Annotated in this window: 12 protein-coding genes and 1 tRNA gene; 7 read left to right on the forward strand and 6 right to left on the reverse strand. The window is 41.8% G+C overall.

What is annotated here, in order from left to right:
- The first annotated feature begins 359 nt into the window (after positions 1–359).
- A complete protein-coding gene (locus Q4546_RS18240) occupies positions 360–1,511 on the forward strand; it encodes a DcaP family trimeric outer membrane transporter (RefSeq protein ID WP_102530928.1) in 1,152 nt (383 codons plus the stop codon).
- Between the two features lie 101 nt (positions 1,512–1,612).
- On the opposite strand, the gene Q4546_RS18245 is transcribed toward Q4546_RS18240, so the two are convergent.
- From Q4546_RS18245 to acs, 3 genes are all read right to left on the reverse strand, one after another.
- Positions 1,613–1,873: a GrxA family glutaredoxin gene (locus Q4546_RS18245; protein ID WP_076536809.1), complete on the reverse strand. Its 261-nt coding sequence runs from the start codon at positions 1,871–1,873 to the stop codon at positions 1,613–1,615.
- Between the two features lie 72 nt (positions 1,874–1,945).
- Positions 1,946–3,700 (reverse strand): DEAD/DEAH box helicase, encoded by a 1,755-nt coding sequence (locus Q4546_RS18250; protein WP_102476140.1) that lies wholly within the window; start codon positions 3,698–3,700, stop codon positions 1,946–1,948.
- Between the two features lie 254 nt (positions 3,701–3,954).
- Positions 3,955–5,907, reverse strand: coding sequence for an acetate--CoA ligase (gene acs, locus Q4546_RS18255; protein WP_102436553.1), 1,953 nt, complete (start codon positions 5,905–5,907; stop codon positions 3,955–3,957).
- Positions 5,908–6,093: 186 nt separating this feature from the next.
- On the opposite strand from acs, the gene Q4546_RS18260 reads away from it, so the two are divergent.
- Complete coding sequence (locus tag Q4546_RS18260) at positions 6,094–9,504, forward strand: PAS domain-containing hybrid sensor histidine kinase/response regulator (RefSeq protein WP_303446802.1); 3,411 nt, start codon at positions 6,094–6,096, stop codon at positions 9,502–9,504.
- A gap of 68 nt (positions 9,505–9,572) precedes the next feature.
- The gene (locus tag Q4546_RS18265; RefSeq protein WP_303446803.1) at positions 9,573–10,163 is read left to right on the forward strand and encodes a glutathione S-transferase family protein; all 591 of its coding nucleotides are present in this window, start codon (positions 9,573–9,575) and stop codon (positions 10,161–10,163) included.
- A 42-nt stretch (positions 10,164–10,205) separates the two neighbouring features.
- Here Q4546_RS18265 and Q4546_RS18270 read toward each other — a convergent pair whose 3' ends face one another.
- The 3 genes from Q4546_RS18270 to slyA are packed head-to-tail and all read right to left on the reverse strand — an operon-like array spanning position 10,206 to position 12,839.
- A complete protein-coding gene (locus tag Q4546_RS18270; protein ID WP_102476137.1) occupies positions 10,206–11,237 on the reverse strand; it encodes a DUF2955 domain-containing protein in 1,032 nt (343 codons plus the stop codon).
- Positions 11,238–11,297: 60 nt separating this feature from the next.
- On the reverse strand, positions 11,298–12,359 hold the full coding sequence (locus tag Q4546_RS18275) for an HlyD family secretion protein (RefSeq protein WP_017059068.1): 1,062 nt from the start codon (positions 12,357–12,359) through the stop codon (positions 11,298–11,300).
- A 12-nt stretch (positions 12,360–12,371) separates the two neighbouring features.
- Complete coding sequence (gene slyA / locus Q4546_RS18280; RefSeq protein ID WP_017059069.1) at positions 12,372–12,839, reverse strand: transcriptional regulator SlyA; 468 nt, start codon at positions 12,837–12,839, stop codon at positions 12,372–12,374.
- A 525-nt stretch (positions 12,840–13,364) separates the two neighbouring features.
- Between slyA and Q4546_RS18285 the strand changes: the two genes are divergently transcribed.
- From Q4546_RS18285 to Q4546_RS18300, 4 genes are all read left to right on the forward strand, one after another.
- Complete coding sequence (locus Q4546_RS18285; protein ID WP_102530923.1) at positions 13,365–14,012, forward strand: 2OG-Fe(II) oxygenase; 648 nt, start codon at positions 13,365–13,367, stop codon at positions 14,010–14,012.
- A gap of 108 nt (positions 14,013–14,120) precedes the next feature.
- On the forward strand, positions 14,121–14,396 hold the full coding sequence (locus tag Q4546_RS18290; protein WP_303446804.1) for a hypothetical protein: 276 nt from the start codon (positions 14,121–14,123) through the stop codon (positions 14,394–14,396).
- Between the two features lie 333 nt (positions 14,397–14,729).
- Positions 14,730–14,820: transfer RNA gene (locus Q4546_RS18295), tRNA-Ser, on the forward strand.
- An 87-nt stretch (positions 14,821–14,907) separates the two neighbouring features.
- Positions 14,908–16,227, forward strand: a complete 1,320-nt coding sequence (locus Q4546_RS18300; RefSeq protein WP_303446806.1) for a tyrosine-type recombinase/integrase — start codon at positions 14,908–14,910, stop codon at positions 16,225–16,227.
- The last annotated feature ends 122 nt before the right edge of the window (positions 16,228–16,349 follow it).

The following is a 16,349-nucleotide window of genomic DNA, read 5'->3' on the forward strand; positions in this document are numbered from 1 at the left end:
AATTGGTCGAAGGTTCGAATCCTTCACGGCCCACCACTTTTTTGAAAGTGAGATTGCCTGTTAGGCTTTAATTCAGAATATCCCCTTAGCTACTCCTCTGTTATTATTCGTTATAATTACTATCTCAATTACTATCTCAATTACTATCTTAATAACTTTGATATTTTGCCTTAATATTCCCTTAGTTCTAATTCAGACTTAAACGCTACATTCCCTTTGTTCATATTTGGCTGCTTATCATTCTTTAGTCTTAACTTTTGTTGCTACCTGCCTACTTTTGTCTAATAGACCTATTGCTAATGTTGCTTGCTTGTTAAGTGGGTCATATTGCTATGGATGATAAGAATAGGGAGAGAATGATGAAACAAGCAAAAGTTGGTTTAGTAATAGGGTGTTCTTTACTAGCAATGAGTAATGTCACCTATGCAGATACAGAAATGGAGTTTGGTGGTTATGTTAAAGCTGATGTGATGTTCAGCTCTTATAGCAATGGGGCACCAGATTCAGGTAACTTATCTCGTCAATTTTATGTACCAGGTACCATTTATGGTGAAGCTGGTAACGGTAAGGAAGTCGTCGACTTTCAAGCCCGCGAAACGCGATTTAATTTCAAAACGGTATCAGATTTCGATGGACATAAATTATCTGGTTTTATTGAACTTGATTTTATGACTCATACCGATGGTAATGAGCGAGTATCAAACAGTTACTCACCACGTATCCGACAAGCCTTTGTGAGTTATGACAATTGGACCGTGGGTCAAACCTGGACAACGTTCCAAAATCCAGGTGCATTACCTGAAAATTTAGACTTTGTGGGCGCAGCTGATGGTACGCCGTTTGTGCGTCAAGCGATGATCCGCTACACCAACGGCGGCTTTCAAATTGCGGTAGAAAACCCAGAAACAACCGTAAACCAATATGGTACAGCGTCAAGAGTGACCAGTGGTAGCGGTATGGTTCCTGATGTCGTTGCTCGTTATAACTTTAAGTCTGAAGGTGGTTCAGCAATTTCACTTGCTGCAATGGTTCGACAGTTAAATGTAGAGCAAAATGTGGGTACTGAAGCTATTGACTCCACTGAAGTCGGCTACGGCGCAAGTATTGCTGGTGTTATCCCTGTAGGTAACGATGACTTCAAGTTTTCTGTCACTTATGGTGAAGGCCTAGGTCGTTATATGGCCCTTAACTATGCCAATGCTGGTAACTTAGATGCATCAGGTGATATCCAAACTATTAGCTCTTATGGTGGCTTTGCTGCTTACCGTCATTGGTGGAATGATAAATGGCGTAGTAGTTTAACCTTTGCTGCACTAGAAATTGATAACGATACTTCATTATCAAGTGATGGTGTCAATGCGAGTTCATACTCTGGTTATATCAACTTACTCTACTCACCAACAAAACCGTTAACGTTTGGTGTTGAGTATATGTATGCTATGAACGAAAAAGAAAGTGGTGTAGATGGCGATTTAAGCCGAGTGTTATTCTCTGCTAAATACGTTCTATAAAAATATTTTTCTTAAATACAAAAAAGGGTTAATTCAATGAATTAACCCTTTTTATTGTCTGCGAAATGCGCTCAACGTAGCTTAGTTGTAATCATTGGTGATTAAGCAACTAATTTATTGTCGCGAACGTATTTATCATATTCTGTGTAACCGCCAACATGAACTTCATCAACGAAGATTTGCGGTACTGTTTCAACTGGCTTACCAACAGTTTTTTCTAAGTCTGCTTTAGAAATGCCTTCAGCGTGAATATCGACATATTTGAATTTAAAATCGTCACGTTGCGCGGTTAATTTTTCTGATAATTCAACAGCACGAACACAATATGGGCAGCCTGGACGGCCAAAAATAACAACAAACATAGTGACTCCTTTTTTTGATTTGACGATTTATACCATAAGTTTTATCGAATTGATATTGTATAAGCGCAGCGACTAAAAACTACTATCCGTGATCGTTTTATAACGGCCTTTATAGTCAAAAAACTTTTCGACTAAATCCCATTTATGTTTCTGTTTTTTCAAAAGTAATAAGTCCGGCTTTTTAAAGTGCTCACTATGGGCGATTAAATCGGCGGGCTTTTTATATTGTGGGTGCTTCATGCCGGGAGTTCGACAATGAGGAGAGATAAATATAGCAAACAAAGCGCGGCGTTGCGCTGGTGTGTCCATATTAAAGTATTCTTTAAAGTCATTCGATTCAATATCAAAGTATTGCACCACAAGCTTGCCATTTTCTTCGATAAGCTGCATCTCTTGGCATTTAAACAAATGATGATGTTGAGACGACAATACCTGCTTTAAACGCTTGTCAGGATCAATGAGGGTAGATTGACAGATATGACAAATGCGCGCCGCGATATCATTTTCAGCGCCACAATCAGGGCAAGCTTTAGAACGAAATCTAAAGTCACACTGTTGAATGTTTGATGACGAGTCCTCTATTAGCCCCTGACAGCGTCTACCAAAGTGTTCAACAATATCACCGTCATTATCCACCAAGCCCCAAAAAGTATTGGCAAATTGGCATACAGGGCAATGCACTTGCACTGGCACAGATTTACTATTGGGTTTTACTTGACCCACTTCAGGAAAATATAAGTCATAACCGTTAGCGGCATAATCAATGACTAAGCAATCTTGTTTATCAGGCGCTAAGCGTAAACCTCGGCCAATCATTTGTTGAAATAAGCTTACTGATGCTGTGGGCCTTAAAATAACAATTAAATCGACATGAGGGGCGTCAAAGCCGGTGGTTAATACAGCAACATTGACGATGAATTTAATTTTCTGTTGTTTGAACTGACTAATAATTTCGTCGCGTTCTGCATGTGGTGTATCTGCTGTAATGAGTGCAGCATCGTCATTTAATAATTTAAGTACTTCTTTTGCATGACGAACTGTCGCCGCAAAAATTAATACGCCTTTACGAGAGTCTGCTAATTGTTGTACTTGTTTTATGATGGCAGTGGTTGCGCGGCCTTGATGGTTGAGTAAATCATCAACTTCCTTTTGCGGAAATTCACCTGTATTACTTGGCTCTAACTGACTAAAGTCATATTGGGCACTTAGTCCATCAAATATTTTGGGTGCGGTTAAGTAGCCTTTTTTTATGAGCGGCCGCATAGGTAATTCAAAAATGCACTTTTCAAATACTGGCTTGTCAGCATTGCCTATTTTTCCATGGTAATGATGTCGATATATCCAACCTAAACCCAATCGATAGGGCGTGGCAGTTAGCCCTAACAGTTTTATTTGTGGATTAATCTTTTTGAGGTGAGTTAATAACTGTTGGTATTGGCTATCTTTATCATTACTGACTCGGTGACATTCATCAATTATTACCAATGAGAATGATTGGCAGAATTGCTCGGGCTTTCGCGCTGCTGATTGCACACTGGCGACCACGGTTTTACCATGGGCTTTTTTTTGCTTTAAACCCGCAGAATAAATATTGGCATCTTCAGTGAGTAAACCCACTTTTTCTGCATTTTGTGCCACGAGTTCTTTCACATGGGTCAAAACTAAAACGTTACCACGGGCAATTCGAGCTAGTTCGGCTATCACAATACTTTTGCCTGCTCCTGTAGGAAGTACCAGCACAGCAGAGTCATTAGATTGCTTAAAATGGGTTATAGCAGCGTTAACAGAGTCTTGTTGGTAATCGCGAAGTGAAATGGTTGCAGACATAAGTGAGTATGAAATGGCTTATTATTTAATATTGATCATGCAGGGTACTGTAGCATGAATACAAGCTAGCGCGGCGCAGTCTATTCAATAAAAGTCGCTGAATACATATCGTTTCAGCATGAGTTGATAGAGTTTTAAGCCAGAATAAATATAAAAAAGCCCCCTCAGTGAGAGGGCAACGAGAATCTGGTTAGGAGTTCTCAGGTTGGTAAGAGGGTGGGGAGTACTTAATAACCTCTTATTTTAAACTACTGTTATTGAGTTTTGTTTAAACGAGACTCTATCAAGGTATCAATCACCGCTGGATCTGCAAGGGTAGAAGAATCGCCTAAGTTGGTTACTTCATTTGCGGCAATTTTACGTAAGAAGCGGCGCATGATTTTACCTGAACGTGTTTTAGGTAAACCGCCAGCCCATTGAATTAAATCTGGGGTGGCTAGTGCGCCAATCTCTTTACGCACCCATTGACGTAGCCCTTGACGTAACTCTTCAGTTTCTTCAACGCCGTTAATTAAGGTTACATAGGCATAAATGCCTTGGCCTTTAATATCATGGGGGTAACCTACAACTGCGGCTTCAGCGACAAGATCGTGTGATACAAGCGCGCTTTCAACTTCAGCAGTACCGAGGCGGTGGCCCGATACGTTAATTACGTCATCAACACGGCCAGTGATCCAGTAATAACCATCCTCATCACGACGAGCGCCGTCACCAGTAAAGTACATACCTCTAAAGGTTTTAAAGTAAGTGAGAGCAAAACGATCATGGTCGCCAAATACGGTGCGCATTTGTCCCGGCCAAGAGTCGAGAATAACAAGGTTGCCGTCTACAGCGCCTTCAAGAATATTACCCATGTTATCAACTAATGCCGGCTGAACCCCAAAAAATGGACGCGTAGCAGAGCCCGGTTTTGCATCTGTGGCGCCAGGTAATGGGCTAATCAAAATACCACCGGTTTCAGTTTGCCACCATGTATCCACAATTGGGCAGGATTCATGGCCAATCACTTCATGGTACCAGCGCCAAGCTTCAGGGTTAATGGGTTCACCCACCGAGCCCATTACCCGTAATGAGCTACCATCAAAACCATCAAACTGTTCTTTACCTTCTGCCATTAAAGCGCGAATTAACGTTGGTGCAGTATATAAAATATTAACTTTATGACGGTCGACCATTTCACCAAGACGAGCTGGATTTGGAGAGTTTGGTACTCCCTCATGAATAAGGATAGTTGCGCCATTGGCTAATGGACCATATACCATGTAGGAGTGACCGGTGATCCAACCCACATCAGCAGTACACCAATATACTTCACCTTCTTTGTAATCAAAAACATACTCGTGAGTCATTGAGGCGTAAACCATATAACCACCAGTGGTATGCAACACACCTTTCGGGTTACCGGTTGAGCCTGAAGTGTATAAAAGAAATAGCGGGTCTTCAGCGCCCATTTCTTCAGCTTGGCAATGCTCTGATGCCGTTGCAACGACATCGCTCCACCATATATCTCGGCCTTCAACCCAGTCGATATCACCACCAGTTCGATTAAGTACAATGACTTTTTCGACACAATCTACATCTGGGTTATTAAGCGCTTCATCAATGCTACGTTTAAGCGGAATTTTACGGCCACCACGCACGCCTTCATCAGCGGTGATCAAGACTTTTGATTTGCCATCAATTACGCGTGATGCAATTGAATCAGGTGAGAAACCGCCAAATACCACCGAATGGATCGCGCCAATGCGGGCACAAGCAAGCATAGCAACTGCCGCTTCAGGCACCATAGGCATATAAATTGTGACTACATCACCTTTACAAACCCCTTGGCTACGTAGAGCATTGGCAAATTTACACACATCAGTATGCAGTTCACGATAAGTGATTTTACGCTGTTCATTGGCATCGTCACCTTCCCAGATGATCGCTACGCGGTCGCCATTATCTTCTAAATGGCGATCTAAACAGTTTGAAGATGCGTTCAATGTGCCATCATAAAACCACTCAATAGACAGGTTATGATCATCAAAAGAGGTTTGTTTAATTTTGGTATAAGGCTTGATCCAATCGATGCGCTTACCGTGTTCTCTCCAAAAACCTTCAGGATTAACCACAGATTCTTGGTACATTTTTTTATACTTATCATTATCGACCAGTGCATTTTTAGCGAAATCGGCTGGTACTTTGTAGAGAGACTGCGAGCTCATATGGCTTCCCTTTGTCAAAATTTGCGTTATGAAAGTATCCTCTGCATGATGATGTTAACTCCATTAGACCTTGGTCTAGTTTTAAAATATCCTTAATATTTAGCTTGTTGCGCGTGTTAACATCTCATGCAAATAACGCAAAATTATTGCATAATTAATAAGCGAATATAATAAAAAGAGAAAGCTATGAATTTAACCTTAGTCGTTGCTGTGATTGCAATTTGCTATGTGTCATTACTGTTTATACTGGCCTGGGGCGCTGAACGTTGGTTTAGTAAAATCACTAATAAAGTCCAAGTATGGATATACGGCTTAAGTCTAGCTGTTTACTGTTCTTCATGGAGCTTCCTTGGCACAGTAGGTCAATCAGCGAACGATTTATGGTCTTTCTTGCCGATTTATCTTGGCCCAATCTTAATTTTTACCCTGGGTTTTGGGGTATTACGCAAAATGGTTTTAGTCTCTAAAGCGCAAAATATAACCTCGGTAGCCGATTTTATTGCCGCGCGCTATGGAAAATCCCAAGCCCTTGCTGCCATAGTGACCCTAATAGCACTATGCGGCATCATGCCCTATATTGCTCTGCAACTTAAAGCCATGGTATTTAGCCTTAATTTATTTCAACCTGATAATTTACCTTTAAATGGCGTCAGTATCCCTTTGGTGATTACTTTCATTTTGGCTATATTTGCGATTTTATTTGGCACTCGTAAATTGGATGCCACCGAACATAATCCTGGGATGATGGTAGCGATCGCTTTTGAGTCACTGATTAAATTAGTCGCCTTTTTGATTGTCGGTGTGGTGATTACTTATGGTTTTTTTGATGGTTTTGATGATATCTGGCAACAAGCGAAAGACAAAGAACTCATCAACCATGGCACTTTAAATATCGCTTCAATTTTACCGGAAATGCTGGTGGGGATTGCCGCCTTTATGTGTATGCCAAGGCAATTTCATGTGATGGTAGTTGAGTGTGCAGAAGAAGGGGTGTTAAAAAAAGCCCGCTGGATCTTTCCCTTGTATTTGGCCATGTTTGGCTTATTTGTGGCGCCATTAGCCCTTGCTGGTAAATTATTACTTGGTGATACCGTGGCGGCAGACACTTATGTGATTAACCTGCCTTTAGCATTAGATCAGCCTGTTCTCGCCGTTATTGCCTTATTAGGCACGCTTTCAGCAGCGACGGGTATGGTGATTGTTGCTGTTGTGACCATTAGTGTCATGATCAGTAACGAATGGTTAGTTCCAGTTATGCTACGTACTGGTAAAATCACTGGCACTAATTTCAATCAATTTGCGCGTTTTTTATTAAATGCGCGCCGTTTAGCCATCATCATTATTTTGGCCTTGGGTTATTTTAGTTACTTAATATTTGGTAGTAATGAATCGTTATCTCACCTTGGGCAGCTATCATTCGGTGCTTTTGCGCAGCTAGCACCCGCACTCATAGGTGGCTTGTATTGGAAGTATGGTAACCGTGCTGGGGTGTTTTTAGGTTTAGCAGTAGGCTTTTCATTGTGGTGTTATATTTTATTTGAGCGCAGCGTAGGCTTAGTGGGCGATACTGGGATCTTAGCGTCTATTAGCCCGGAAGTGGATGACACTTTAGTGGCGCTATTAGCCAATATTGCCTTTTATATTTTAGGCTCGTTGTGGTTTCGAGCTGGGGTAGCTGAGCGCATTCAAGCCAGCCATTTTATTAATCCAGGCATTATTAAAAAGGACAGTAACCGAAAACATGGGGCGATATCTCAACAAGATTTATTAATTCTTGCCAGTCGTTTTGTTAGTCCAACCCGCGCTTATGAAAGCTTTAGTCAATACTCGCCAGCTGCGGTAAGAAGTGATTCTTGGCATAAAGTGGCTGATGAAGCGTTAATCTCACACACAGAGCATATGCTTGCAGGTGTGCTAGGAGCATCGAGCGCCTCACTGGTGATGGACTCGGTGTTACAAGGTCGCGATTTAGCCCTTGATGAAGTCTTTAGTTTAGTGGATGAAGCGTCAACCAAGGTGATGTTAAGCCAAGACATGTTACGCGGCGCCATTGAACATGCTTATGAAGGCATGAGTGTGGTGGACAAAGATTTAAACTTGGTCGCATGGAATTATAAATATGCCGAGCTATATGATTATCCTGACGGTTTTTTAAAGCAAGGCATGCCAATTAGTGAAGTGGTACGTTTTAACGCTGCCAGAGGCTATTGTGGAGAGGGTGAAATTGATGCTCAAGTAGAAATGCGAGTGCAGCATATGCGCGCGGGCACAGAGCATACCTCAGAGCGACAACGCCGAGACGGTAAAGTGATAAAAATTCAAGGTAATCCAATGCCAGATGGCGGCTTTGTGATGACCTTTACCGATATCACCCAATACCGTGAGCAAGAGAAAGCCTTACTAGAAGCCAATGAAACCCTTGAAAGTCGAGTAAAAGAACGTACCTATGAACTGGCAATGCTTAACAGCGAACTACTAGAAGCAAAAGCCCAAGAAGAAATGGCTAATGCGTCAAAAAGTCGTTTTCTTGCGGCCGTTGGGCATGATCTTATGCAGCCGCTTAATGCTGCAAGATTGTTTACTGCTTCACTAGCGCAATACCCGAATCTTGATTTAGAAGGGCAAACCACTTTATCCCATATCAACAACTCCTTGCGAACAGCGGGGGAGTTATTAACTGATTTATTGGATATATCAAAGCTTGATTCAGGCATGGTGGAGGTTAACCGCCGAGATTTTGCTATTGCTGACTTACTCACAGGTCTTGCTGTTGAGTTTGAGGCTATGTCAAAAGACACTCAAATTCGCTTCAATATGATCCCCTGTAATGCCACTGTCAACTCAGACTTATCCTTACTGAGGCGTATATTACAAAACTTTTTAACCAATGCTTACCGCTATGCTAGAGGCGGTAAAGTGCTGTTGGGTTGTCGCCGCCGAGGAAAGTATCTCGAAATTCAGGTGTTAGATACAGGTTGTGGCATTGATGAGCATGAAACAGAAGAGATATTTAAAGAGTTTAAACGCTTAAATCATCCCAGTAGCCAAAATGTCAGCGGCTTAGGCTTAGGGCTCGCTATTGCTGATCGAATAAGCAAGGTGTTAGATCATCACATTCAGGTTTCATCAAAGCTTGGTCAAGGTTCAGTGTTCTCAATTATCGTGCCTTTAGGCGAAACCATCAGTGAAAAATCAGCTAAACCAGTGCCAAGCTTAACTCAGCCATTAGCTGGGGTAAAAGTGCTTTGTATTGATAATGAAGAGGCGATATTGGCAGGGCTTGAAAGCTTATTAACTCGCTGGAAGTGCGAGGTGATTTGTGCAACCGATTTAGCTGATGCTCGTATTAAACTTGGCCTTAAAGGGGTTGCTCCTGATATCGTTTTAGCTGATTACCATTTAGATAACAATCAAAATGGCGTCGATGCTATGGATGGTATTCGTTCGCGCTACGGTGAGCATTTACCCGGGATCTTGATAACGGCTAATACGAATAAGGATTTGGTTGAGGATGTACAAAAGCGTGGTTATCACTATATGGCTAAAATGATTAAACCAGCGGCATTACGGGCGTTAATATCAAGTTTAGTGAAGTAGGCCAATGAAGGGTTAATAAACGAAATCAAGCGCGTTAACAGCAAAAGGAAGAGCAATGATAACTGTCTATGGCGATAAAAAAATCAGGTAACTATTACAAAATAAAGCTGACTCTGGCGCTACTCAATATTGATTATCAATGGCAAGACGTGGACATTATGGCTGGAGGCAGCCAAACCAAGGCTTTTTTAGCTAAAAACCCAAACGGTAAGTTACCGATTATTGAGCTAGATGATGGTCGAGTGCTAGCCGAGTCCAATGCCATCATTGGATACTTGGCCGCTGGCTCGAGGTTAATTCCTGACGATAAATTTAATAATGCCTTAATGTATCAATGGCTGTTCTTTGAGCAATACAGTCACGAGCCTTGTATTGCCGTTGCTCGGTTTATCAAACTTTATCAAGGTATGCCAGTAGAGCGGCAAGCTGAGTTTGATAACTTACAAATTCAGGGGGGCAAGGTATTGAAATTAATTGATAACCAGTTAGCAGGGCAGGCATTTATGCTCGGTGAGCTATTTAGCCTGGCAGATATTGCGCTTTATGCCTACACCCATGTGGCCCATGAGGGTGGCTTTGATTTATCGGTTTATCCCAATTTCCAACAATGGTTAGCTAATGTTGAGTCACAAGCGGGTTTTGTTTCCATGCTCGATTAATCAATCGCGATCTTTTTCTGACCAGATTAATCATTAGCAGCATTACTGATAACTTAAGCGCGTTGCAGCAAATCGGTTAAGTAAAGTGTGCATGATGTAACACAGTAATAAAGTCGCTACTATGGCAACCAAAATACTGCTAATACGGTAAAGTGCGCTATATATCAGATCGCTCCCTGGGCTTAGGTATTGGCCAAATAAAATACCCAGCGTGGTCATCGCTCCAAAACCAACGCCTGCGCCGACTTTTTCTTTAACATGAACTTGGCTAAATAGCATTAATCCGAACCATAAAACCGGCACTACTAAGATAAGCAGCCCCGACCAATCATAGAGAAACAACTGGGCTAACACACCGAATGTCACTCCAAGAAAGGTACCTATCGCACGTTTAAGGGCATAATTTAATACCCCAGTAAAATGCATCGGATAAAGTAATAAAATTGTGGCAGCTTGCGCCGACATAGAGTCTTGCAGATTAAATATCTGGAACACGATAAAAGATGCTGTGGCGATAGTTGCCCCCAGTAATACTTCATGTCGCATTCGATTTACTGATTTTGCTGGTGGTTTTTGCAATTTTCTGGGTTCAACATCAGGGATTAACGAGACCATGATATAGGCGATAATGATTGCCAGTATTGTGGCGCCGAGATTAGCGCCGATGAGACCGTTTAGATCAGTATCAGGGTAACTGGCAAAATTAAGCATGATGCTCAGATTAAGTAAACTATTGGCACCAAAAAGAAAAAAACTGCCGCGGGTCATGGCGGTAAAAAAGCCAACAAACACCCCAAAAATAATCAGGGTCATTAAGACTGGGTGGCCACCAAATAAACCACCGATAACGCCTACCACTAATCCAGCTGTGACAGAAGACGCCAACACCTGCCGCGCGACATGGGCGGTGAACACAGGTGCTAGCCCTAGCAATACCATAGGGGTAACAGTATAAAACACCCCGTTACTAAAGCCGAACAGTTTGCACAAAGTAAAGCCAATCGTGCCAGCAGTGGCAATACGTAGACATTGACGTAAATCATTAGCTGTCATGGGATTAAATCTTAGTAACATGATTGTTGCCTTGTGTCGCTGTCATATATTTAAAATAGCGCATCTATCAAATGTATGATGTTAATAGATATAGTGCAGCATACTGATGGCTTTAATCTGCCCATGAGCTAATAAGTTCAGCAAACTATTTTCTGGCATTATCTGCACCGTCGCCCGTGCCCCCGTTGGCAATGTTCTCATGACTTCGTCATTATCTAATTGTAAATGCAATCTCATTCTTTGGGCGTCACGGACCCAGCGATCTGATTGTTGCGGAGTCGCTAAACTGCCATTGGCATCGAACTGTCCGGCGCTAACCCCAGCATCAATACTGCTGACGTGGGCGCGATATAAACGGCCTGGTTCACCGTCAAACGCAACAAGGGCTTTAGATGAAATTGAGACATCTCGTAATGCCTTTTCTCTAAAATCAGCAATAATATCCACATCATCAGAAACAAGAGCCAGCAGTGGCTGGCCAATGGCCGCAAAGCCGCCGACCATGATTTGCAAGTTAGTAACTGTGCCGTCTTGATCTGCATGAACTTGGGTATAAGACAGGTTTAATTTGGCTTGGGCTAAGCGATTTTCGGCCTGACGTACTTTTAAGTTATTGTTACCGTAAACACCGCGGCTCACTTCTAATTGCTTTAAACGGGCTTGGGTTGCCAGCAAATTTGCTTCAGCCGCAGCGGCATCGCTGTCAGCTTGATCGCGTTGCTGTTGGGATACGCCATTAGTTTTGTACAGTGCATCAAGACGCTTTGCTTCGCTGCGCTTTTGTTGTGATGTGGTTTGGCTGGCATTGACATCAGCTTGCGCCGCTAACAAAGAGGCATCTAGCTCAGCGTTATCTTGCTGGACTTGCTCTAAAGCCAACTGCGCTTCATCTACCGCTAACTTATACGGTCTAGGATCTACTTCAAACAGTAATTCACCCTTGCTAACAACTTGGTTATTAGTGACAGCAATAGTTTTAATGCGGCCATTAACTTGTGGGGTAACCTTAGTCACAACCCGAGTTGCCATAGCCTGCGGCGTTAATGGCATAGTCGCATCAGCAAACATAAAGTAACCAAATACTAGCATAAAGCCTGCTAAGGCAATTTTTGTTAGCCGCGAAAATTGTTGATCTGGTGTCATATTTGTATTCACTTACTTGTCTGTCATTTTAGCTAATTTGGTTAACGCATTATTACCAATCAGATTAATTACTCTTTCAAACTCAGTAAGTTCTTCAGCGTTTATGCCTAAGAGCAATTGGCTACGGATATTGATAATTGTTACTTCGACTTTCGTTATTAAATCTAGTCCAGCAGGAGTCAAATTGACAAGTCTGGCGCGTTTATCATGGGGGCAACAGTGGCGTTCAATGAGCCCTTGCTGTTCTAATTGGGCTAAGGTGCGCATTAAAGAGGCCAGTTCAATTTCTAAGGCATTGGCTAATACTTTTTGACTGAGGTTGTCGCCTAATCGCCACAGTTTCCATAAGGCTGTCCAGCGTGGGTAAGTTAACTCTAAAGGGGCAAGTTCAATGTCAACAGCGGTGCGCCATAAGCGATGCAGACGCCCCAATTGTTCTGCCAGTGATAGCTCTTTCATATGGTCGAATTCTTTTTGCATCATGGTTCCCATTTACTTAGCGTGCTAACTATTATACTTGGTTAGCACGCTAAGTAAATTGATTTTTTATCGCAGTGATATCCCTAGTGTTATATATAACGCTAAGGCAATGATAGAAAAGAGAATAAATTTCAAACAAATAGATGTATCATTTTATGTTAATACTTAAATCGTAATAGTCAGCAACAAGAATGGATAATTCAATAGGTAAAAGTTTAAATCTAAACACCAATGAAAAAGAATTAAAAGTATTTAGCAAGGATATCCAAGACTAGGTTTATACTGAATTAACTGACTACAACAAAGCACTTCTAACTTTAATCATCATAGTCACTGTGCCGTCACTAACGCGAGTCTGCCTGCGTTTAAACTCGTTCTTATAATTACAGTCTCATTTCCATAACAGCTTCACTAGTAATAGCTACATCTAGCTCACTTCCTTTAAGTGGGTGTTATCCGTCCTTTATTCAATGTATTTATTATTAAAAGGTAGACAATGTGGTCGCCATAAAGAAATGCCCATCAATGACTGGCGATAGCCCAATTGATGAAACCTTGTTTGCGCTTATTGCGCAGGATATCGAAGCAAAAGGCTACAGTATTCGGCCAACGGCCTTGGCAGATGCATTAGCGAACAATTTGTTTAATCATCAGCAAGGGATAGAAGCAGACAAGTTTGAAGAAGCAGGTATAGGAAGGGGTGGCGAGTATTTAAAAAATGAGTTTGTTAGAACTGATGCCATTAGCTGGATAACCAATGGATCTGAAGCAGGCAGAGATTGGCTCACTTGGACCGCCAACTTGCAAAGCTTTTTAAATAGACGATTATTTCTAGGTTTGTTTTCATTTGAAAGTCACTTTGCTCATTATGGCCCAGGTGATTACTATAAAAGACACTATGATGCTTTTAAGGGCGAAGCGAATCGAGTGCTTTCAATCGTGGTATATTTTAATCGAGCGTGGTCAGCGTCAGATGGCGGCGAGTTAGTGTTATATCAAGATAACTTCGATAAAGAAGGCATTAAAGTAATGCCATTACTGGGCACGATAGTGACATTTTTAAGTGAAGAGTTTCCCCATGAAGTATTGGCAGCCAAGCGGGATCGATATTCTATCGCTGGTTGGTTTAGGGTTAATACTTCTATCGCTGCTAAAGTCGATCCGCCGAGGTAAGTTATCCGTCTAGATGCGCTTAACCAACAGCTGGGCGATAAGCTGTTTATTTTACTAGCTCTGATAATGAAGCATCATTTTTTCTTGAATTTTGACAGGAGAGAGCCGTTGAAATTAGCAGCTGCAATAAAACATTTTTGGTCCTTTGGTATTATCAGCGGACTAATAGTCTCGGTATTGGTAACACTCTTTATTGTCATATGGGAATGGCTCGAAAATCCTGGCGGCATATTTCACGGCGCTGAAGGTACAAATTGGCAATTTGTTTATGACACTGGCATCAGTTGGTTTATGCCTACTTTTATCTATGTCGCTATCATTGCCGCAGTGAGCCACCTCATATATTCAGCGATAAAATGGCTCAGTGATTCAGCTGATAACTAAAAATGAGAGTATTTAATGGGCAAGAGAATAGAATCAGTAACGTAGGTTTTGTGTAGCCAAAGTGATAGCCGCTATGATCGTACTAGCTGACAACAATATAAATGGGCTTTTTATTAAGTGTATCTGCAACAAAAAACTGCCTCAGCAACTAAAGTTTAATGGGTTAAGGTAATGACTTGCATAAGTGTACTTTCATGTCGTGTTAGTGACGTTGATTTATTGCTCAAACAATTTAATTAATGAACACTTTGGTTTTTTTATCAACACTTAAACATTTTTATGTCATTTAGGGATTTACAGCGACCGCAGCTTATCATATTATTCGCGGCGTTCGGAGAGATGGCAGAGTGGTCGAATGCACCGGTCTTGAAAACCGGCATGGGTTTGTAGCCCATCTAGGGTTCAAATCCCTATCTCTCCGCCATATTAAATATGAAAAAAGCCGTTGATTATCAACGGCTTTTCTTGTTTCTGGCATTTGAGGGGCTTTCTGAGAGGATTGACTCAGACAATGTACCTTTATAGAGCTCCCAATAGTGTGTACTTCACACGTATCTGTTTAGCCAAATCGTTACGCGATAAAGGCTTTCCTTTTGATATTAAAGTTTCTTTGTTGACTCGTGACAGAGCACAAGCGGTTATTCGTAATATCGATGTCGCAGGCACACTGAAAAAAATCATCAATACCATAGACCATCAAACCTGTATTAATGACTTTATTCGTTATGTTGATGAAGTGATTAACAGTCTTCGCAGTGAATTTGAGAAAAACAAGTCAACCATCAGTACAAAGCCTGCAAGGTATAGCATCCCCATCAGAGACACTAAGCTGTCACAACACCGTGAAAGCACGGCTGTCGCCCAAGCAATGCCCGTGGTGACGTTACATGATGCACTTGCTGATTTTGTAGCTTCAAAAGAGAAGTCAGGTATTAGACCACTCTCTATTAAACAACTTGAACAGCGAACCTTTCACTTCATTAAGTTACTGCCAACAATCGGTAACCGGTCACCAAAAAGCACCCAAGCTATTTGCGTTAACGATATCACCTCGGCTGATGCGATGAAGTACCGTGATGAACTGCTTACACAGGGCAGAAGCTATAAAAGTAATAAAGAATACTTAGCGGCCGTATTTCAGTTTTTTAAGTGGTGCAAGTTAATGAACTACTGCAGCCATAACCCTTTTGAAAACGTGACAGTAGGGCAAAAGCCCAAAGTTAAAGCCAACCAAGAAAGAGACCGTTGGGATACGAGTGAACTAAAAAGGCTGATACATTCAGCCGAATTTAAAGATTCAACAGCTGACTTTAAGTGGGTCACCCGATTGATGCTTTATGGCGGTCTAAGGCCATCAGAGGCGTGTCAGTTAACGCCCCGTGATATCGTCGTAATCGAAGGCGTTCATTGCATTAACGTTGATGACGGCGGCAAAGGGCAACGTATTAAGAATGCCAATGCAAGACGCAGTATTCCAATCCACCAAACCCTGATAGAGCAGGGCTTTATTGAATTCGTAGATAAGCGTAAAAAACATCCCCAGCTGTTTAATTACAAACCAGTGGGATTAGTGGAAGATTGGTCAAAAACCTATTGTAAGCACCTATCGATATTACAAACCTGCATTGGCATGAAAGCGAGTCAACGACCAACGGCTTATAGTCTACGACACACTTTTATCGATGAGTTTAAGCGTTTGGATACCAGCGAGCATATTGTGGCGCAGATAGTCGGCCACGCAAACCCAAACATCACCTACGGCCGCTATGGGAAGGATATTCAGGCTAGGGCATTACTCAAATACATTGAGCGACTTGAATATAATATTTGATGATCGGTGTGTTTATTCGAAAGTGGTAGAGGAGTGTGTAGCTCATTTATGCCCCTTTTCGTTTTACATGATCTATCCGCGACCCACTTACAATGTGTCAGTTGACCAAATTTTATTAATGA

The sequence above is a fragment of the Shewanella sp. 4_MG-2023 genome (assembly GCF_030548015.1).
Classification (GTDB): Bacteria; Pseudomonadota; Gammaproteobacteria; order Enterobacterales; family Shewanellaceae; genus Shewanella.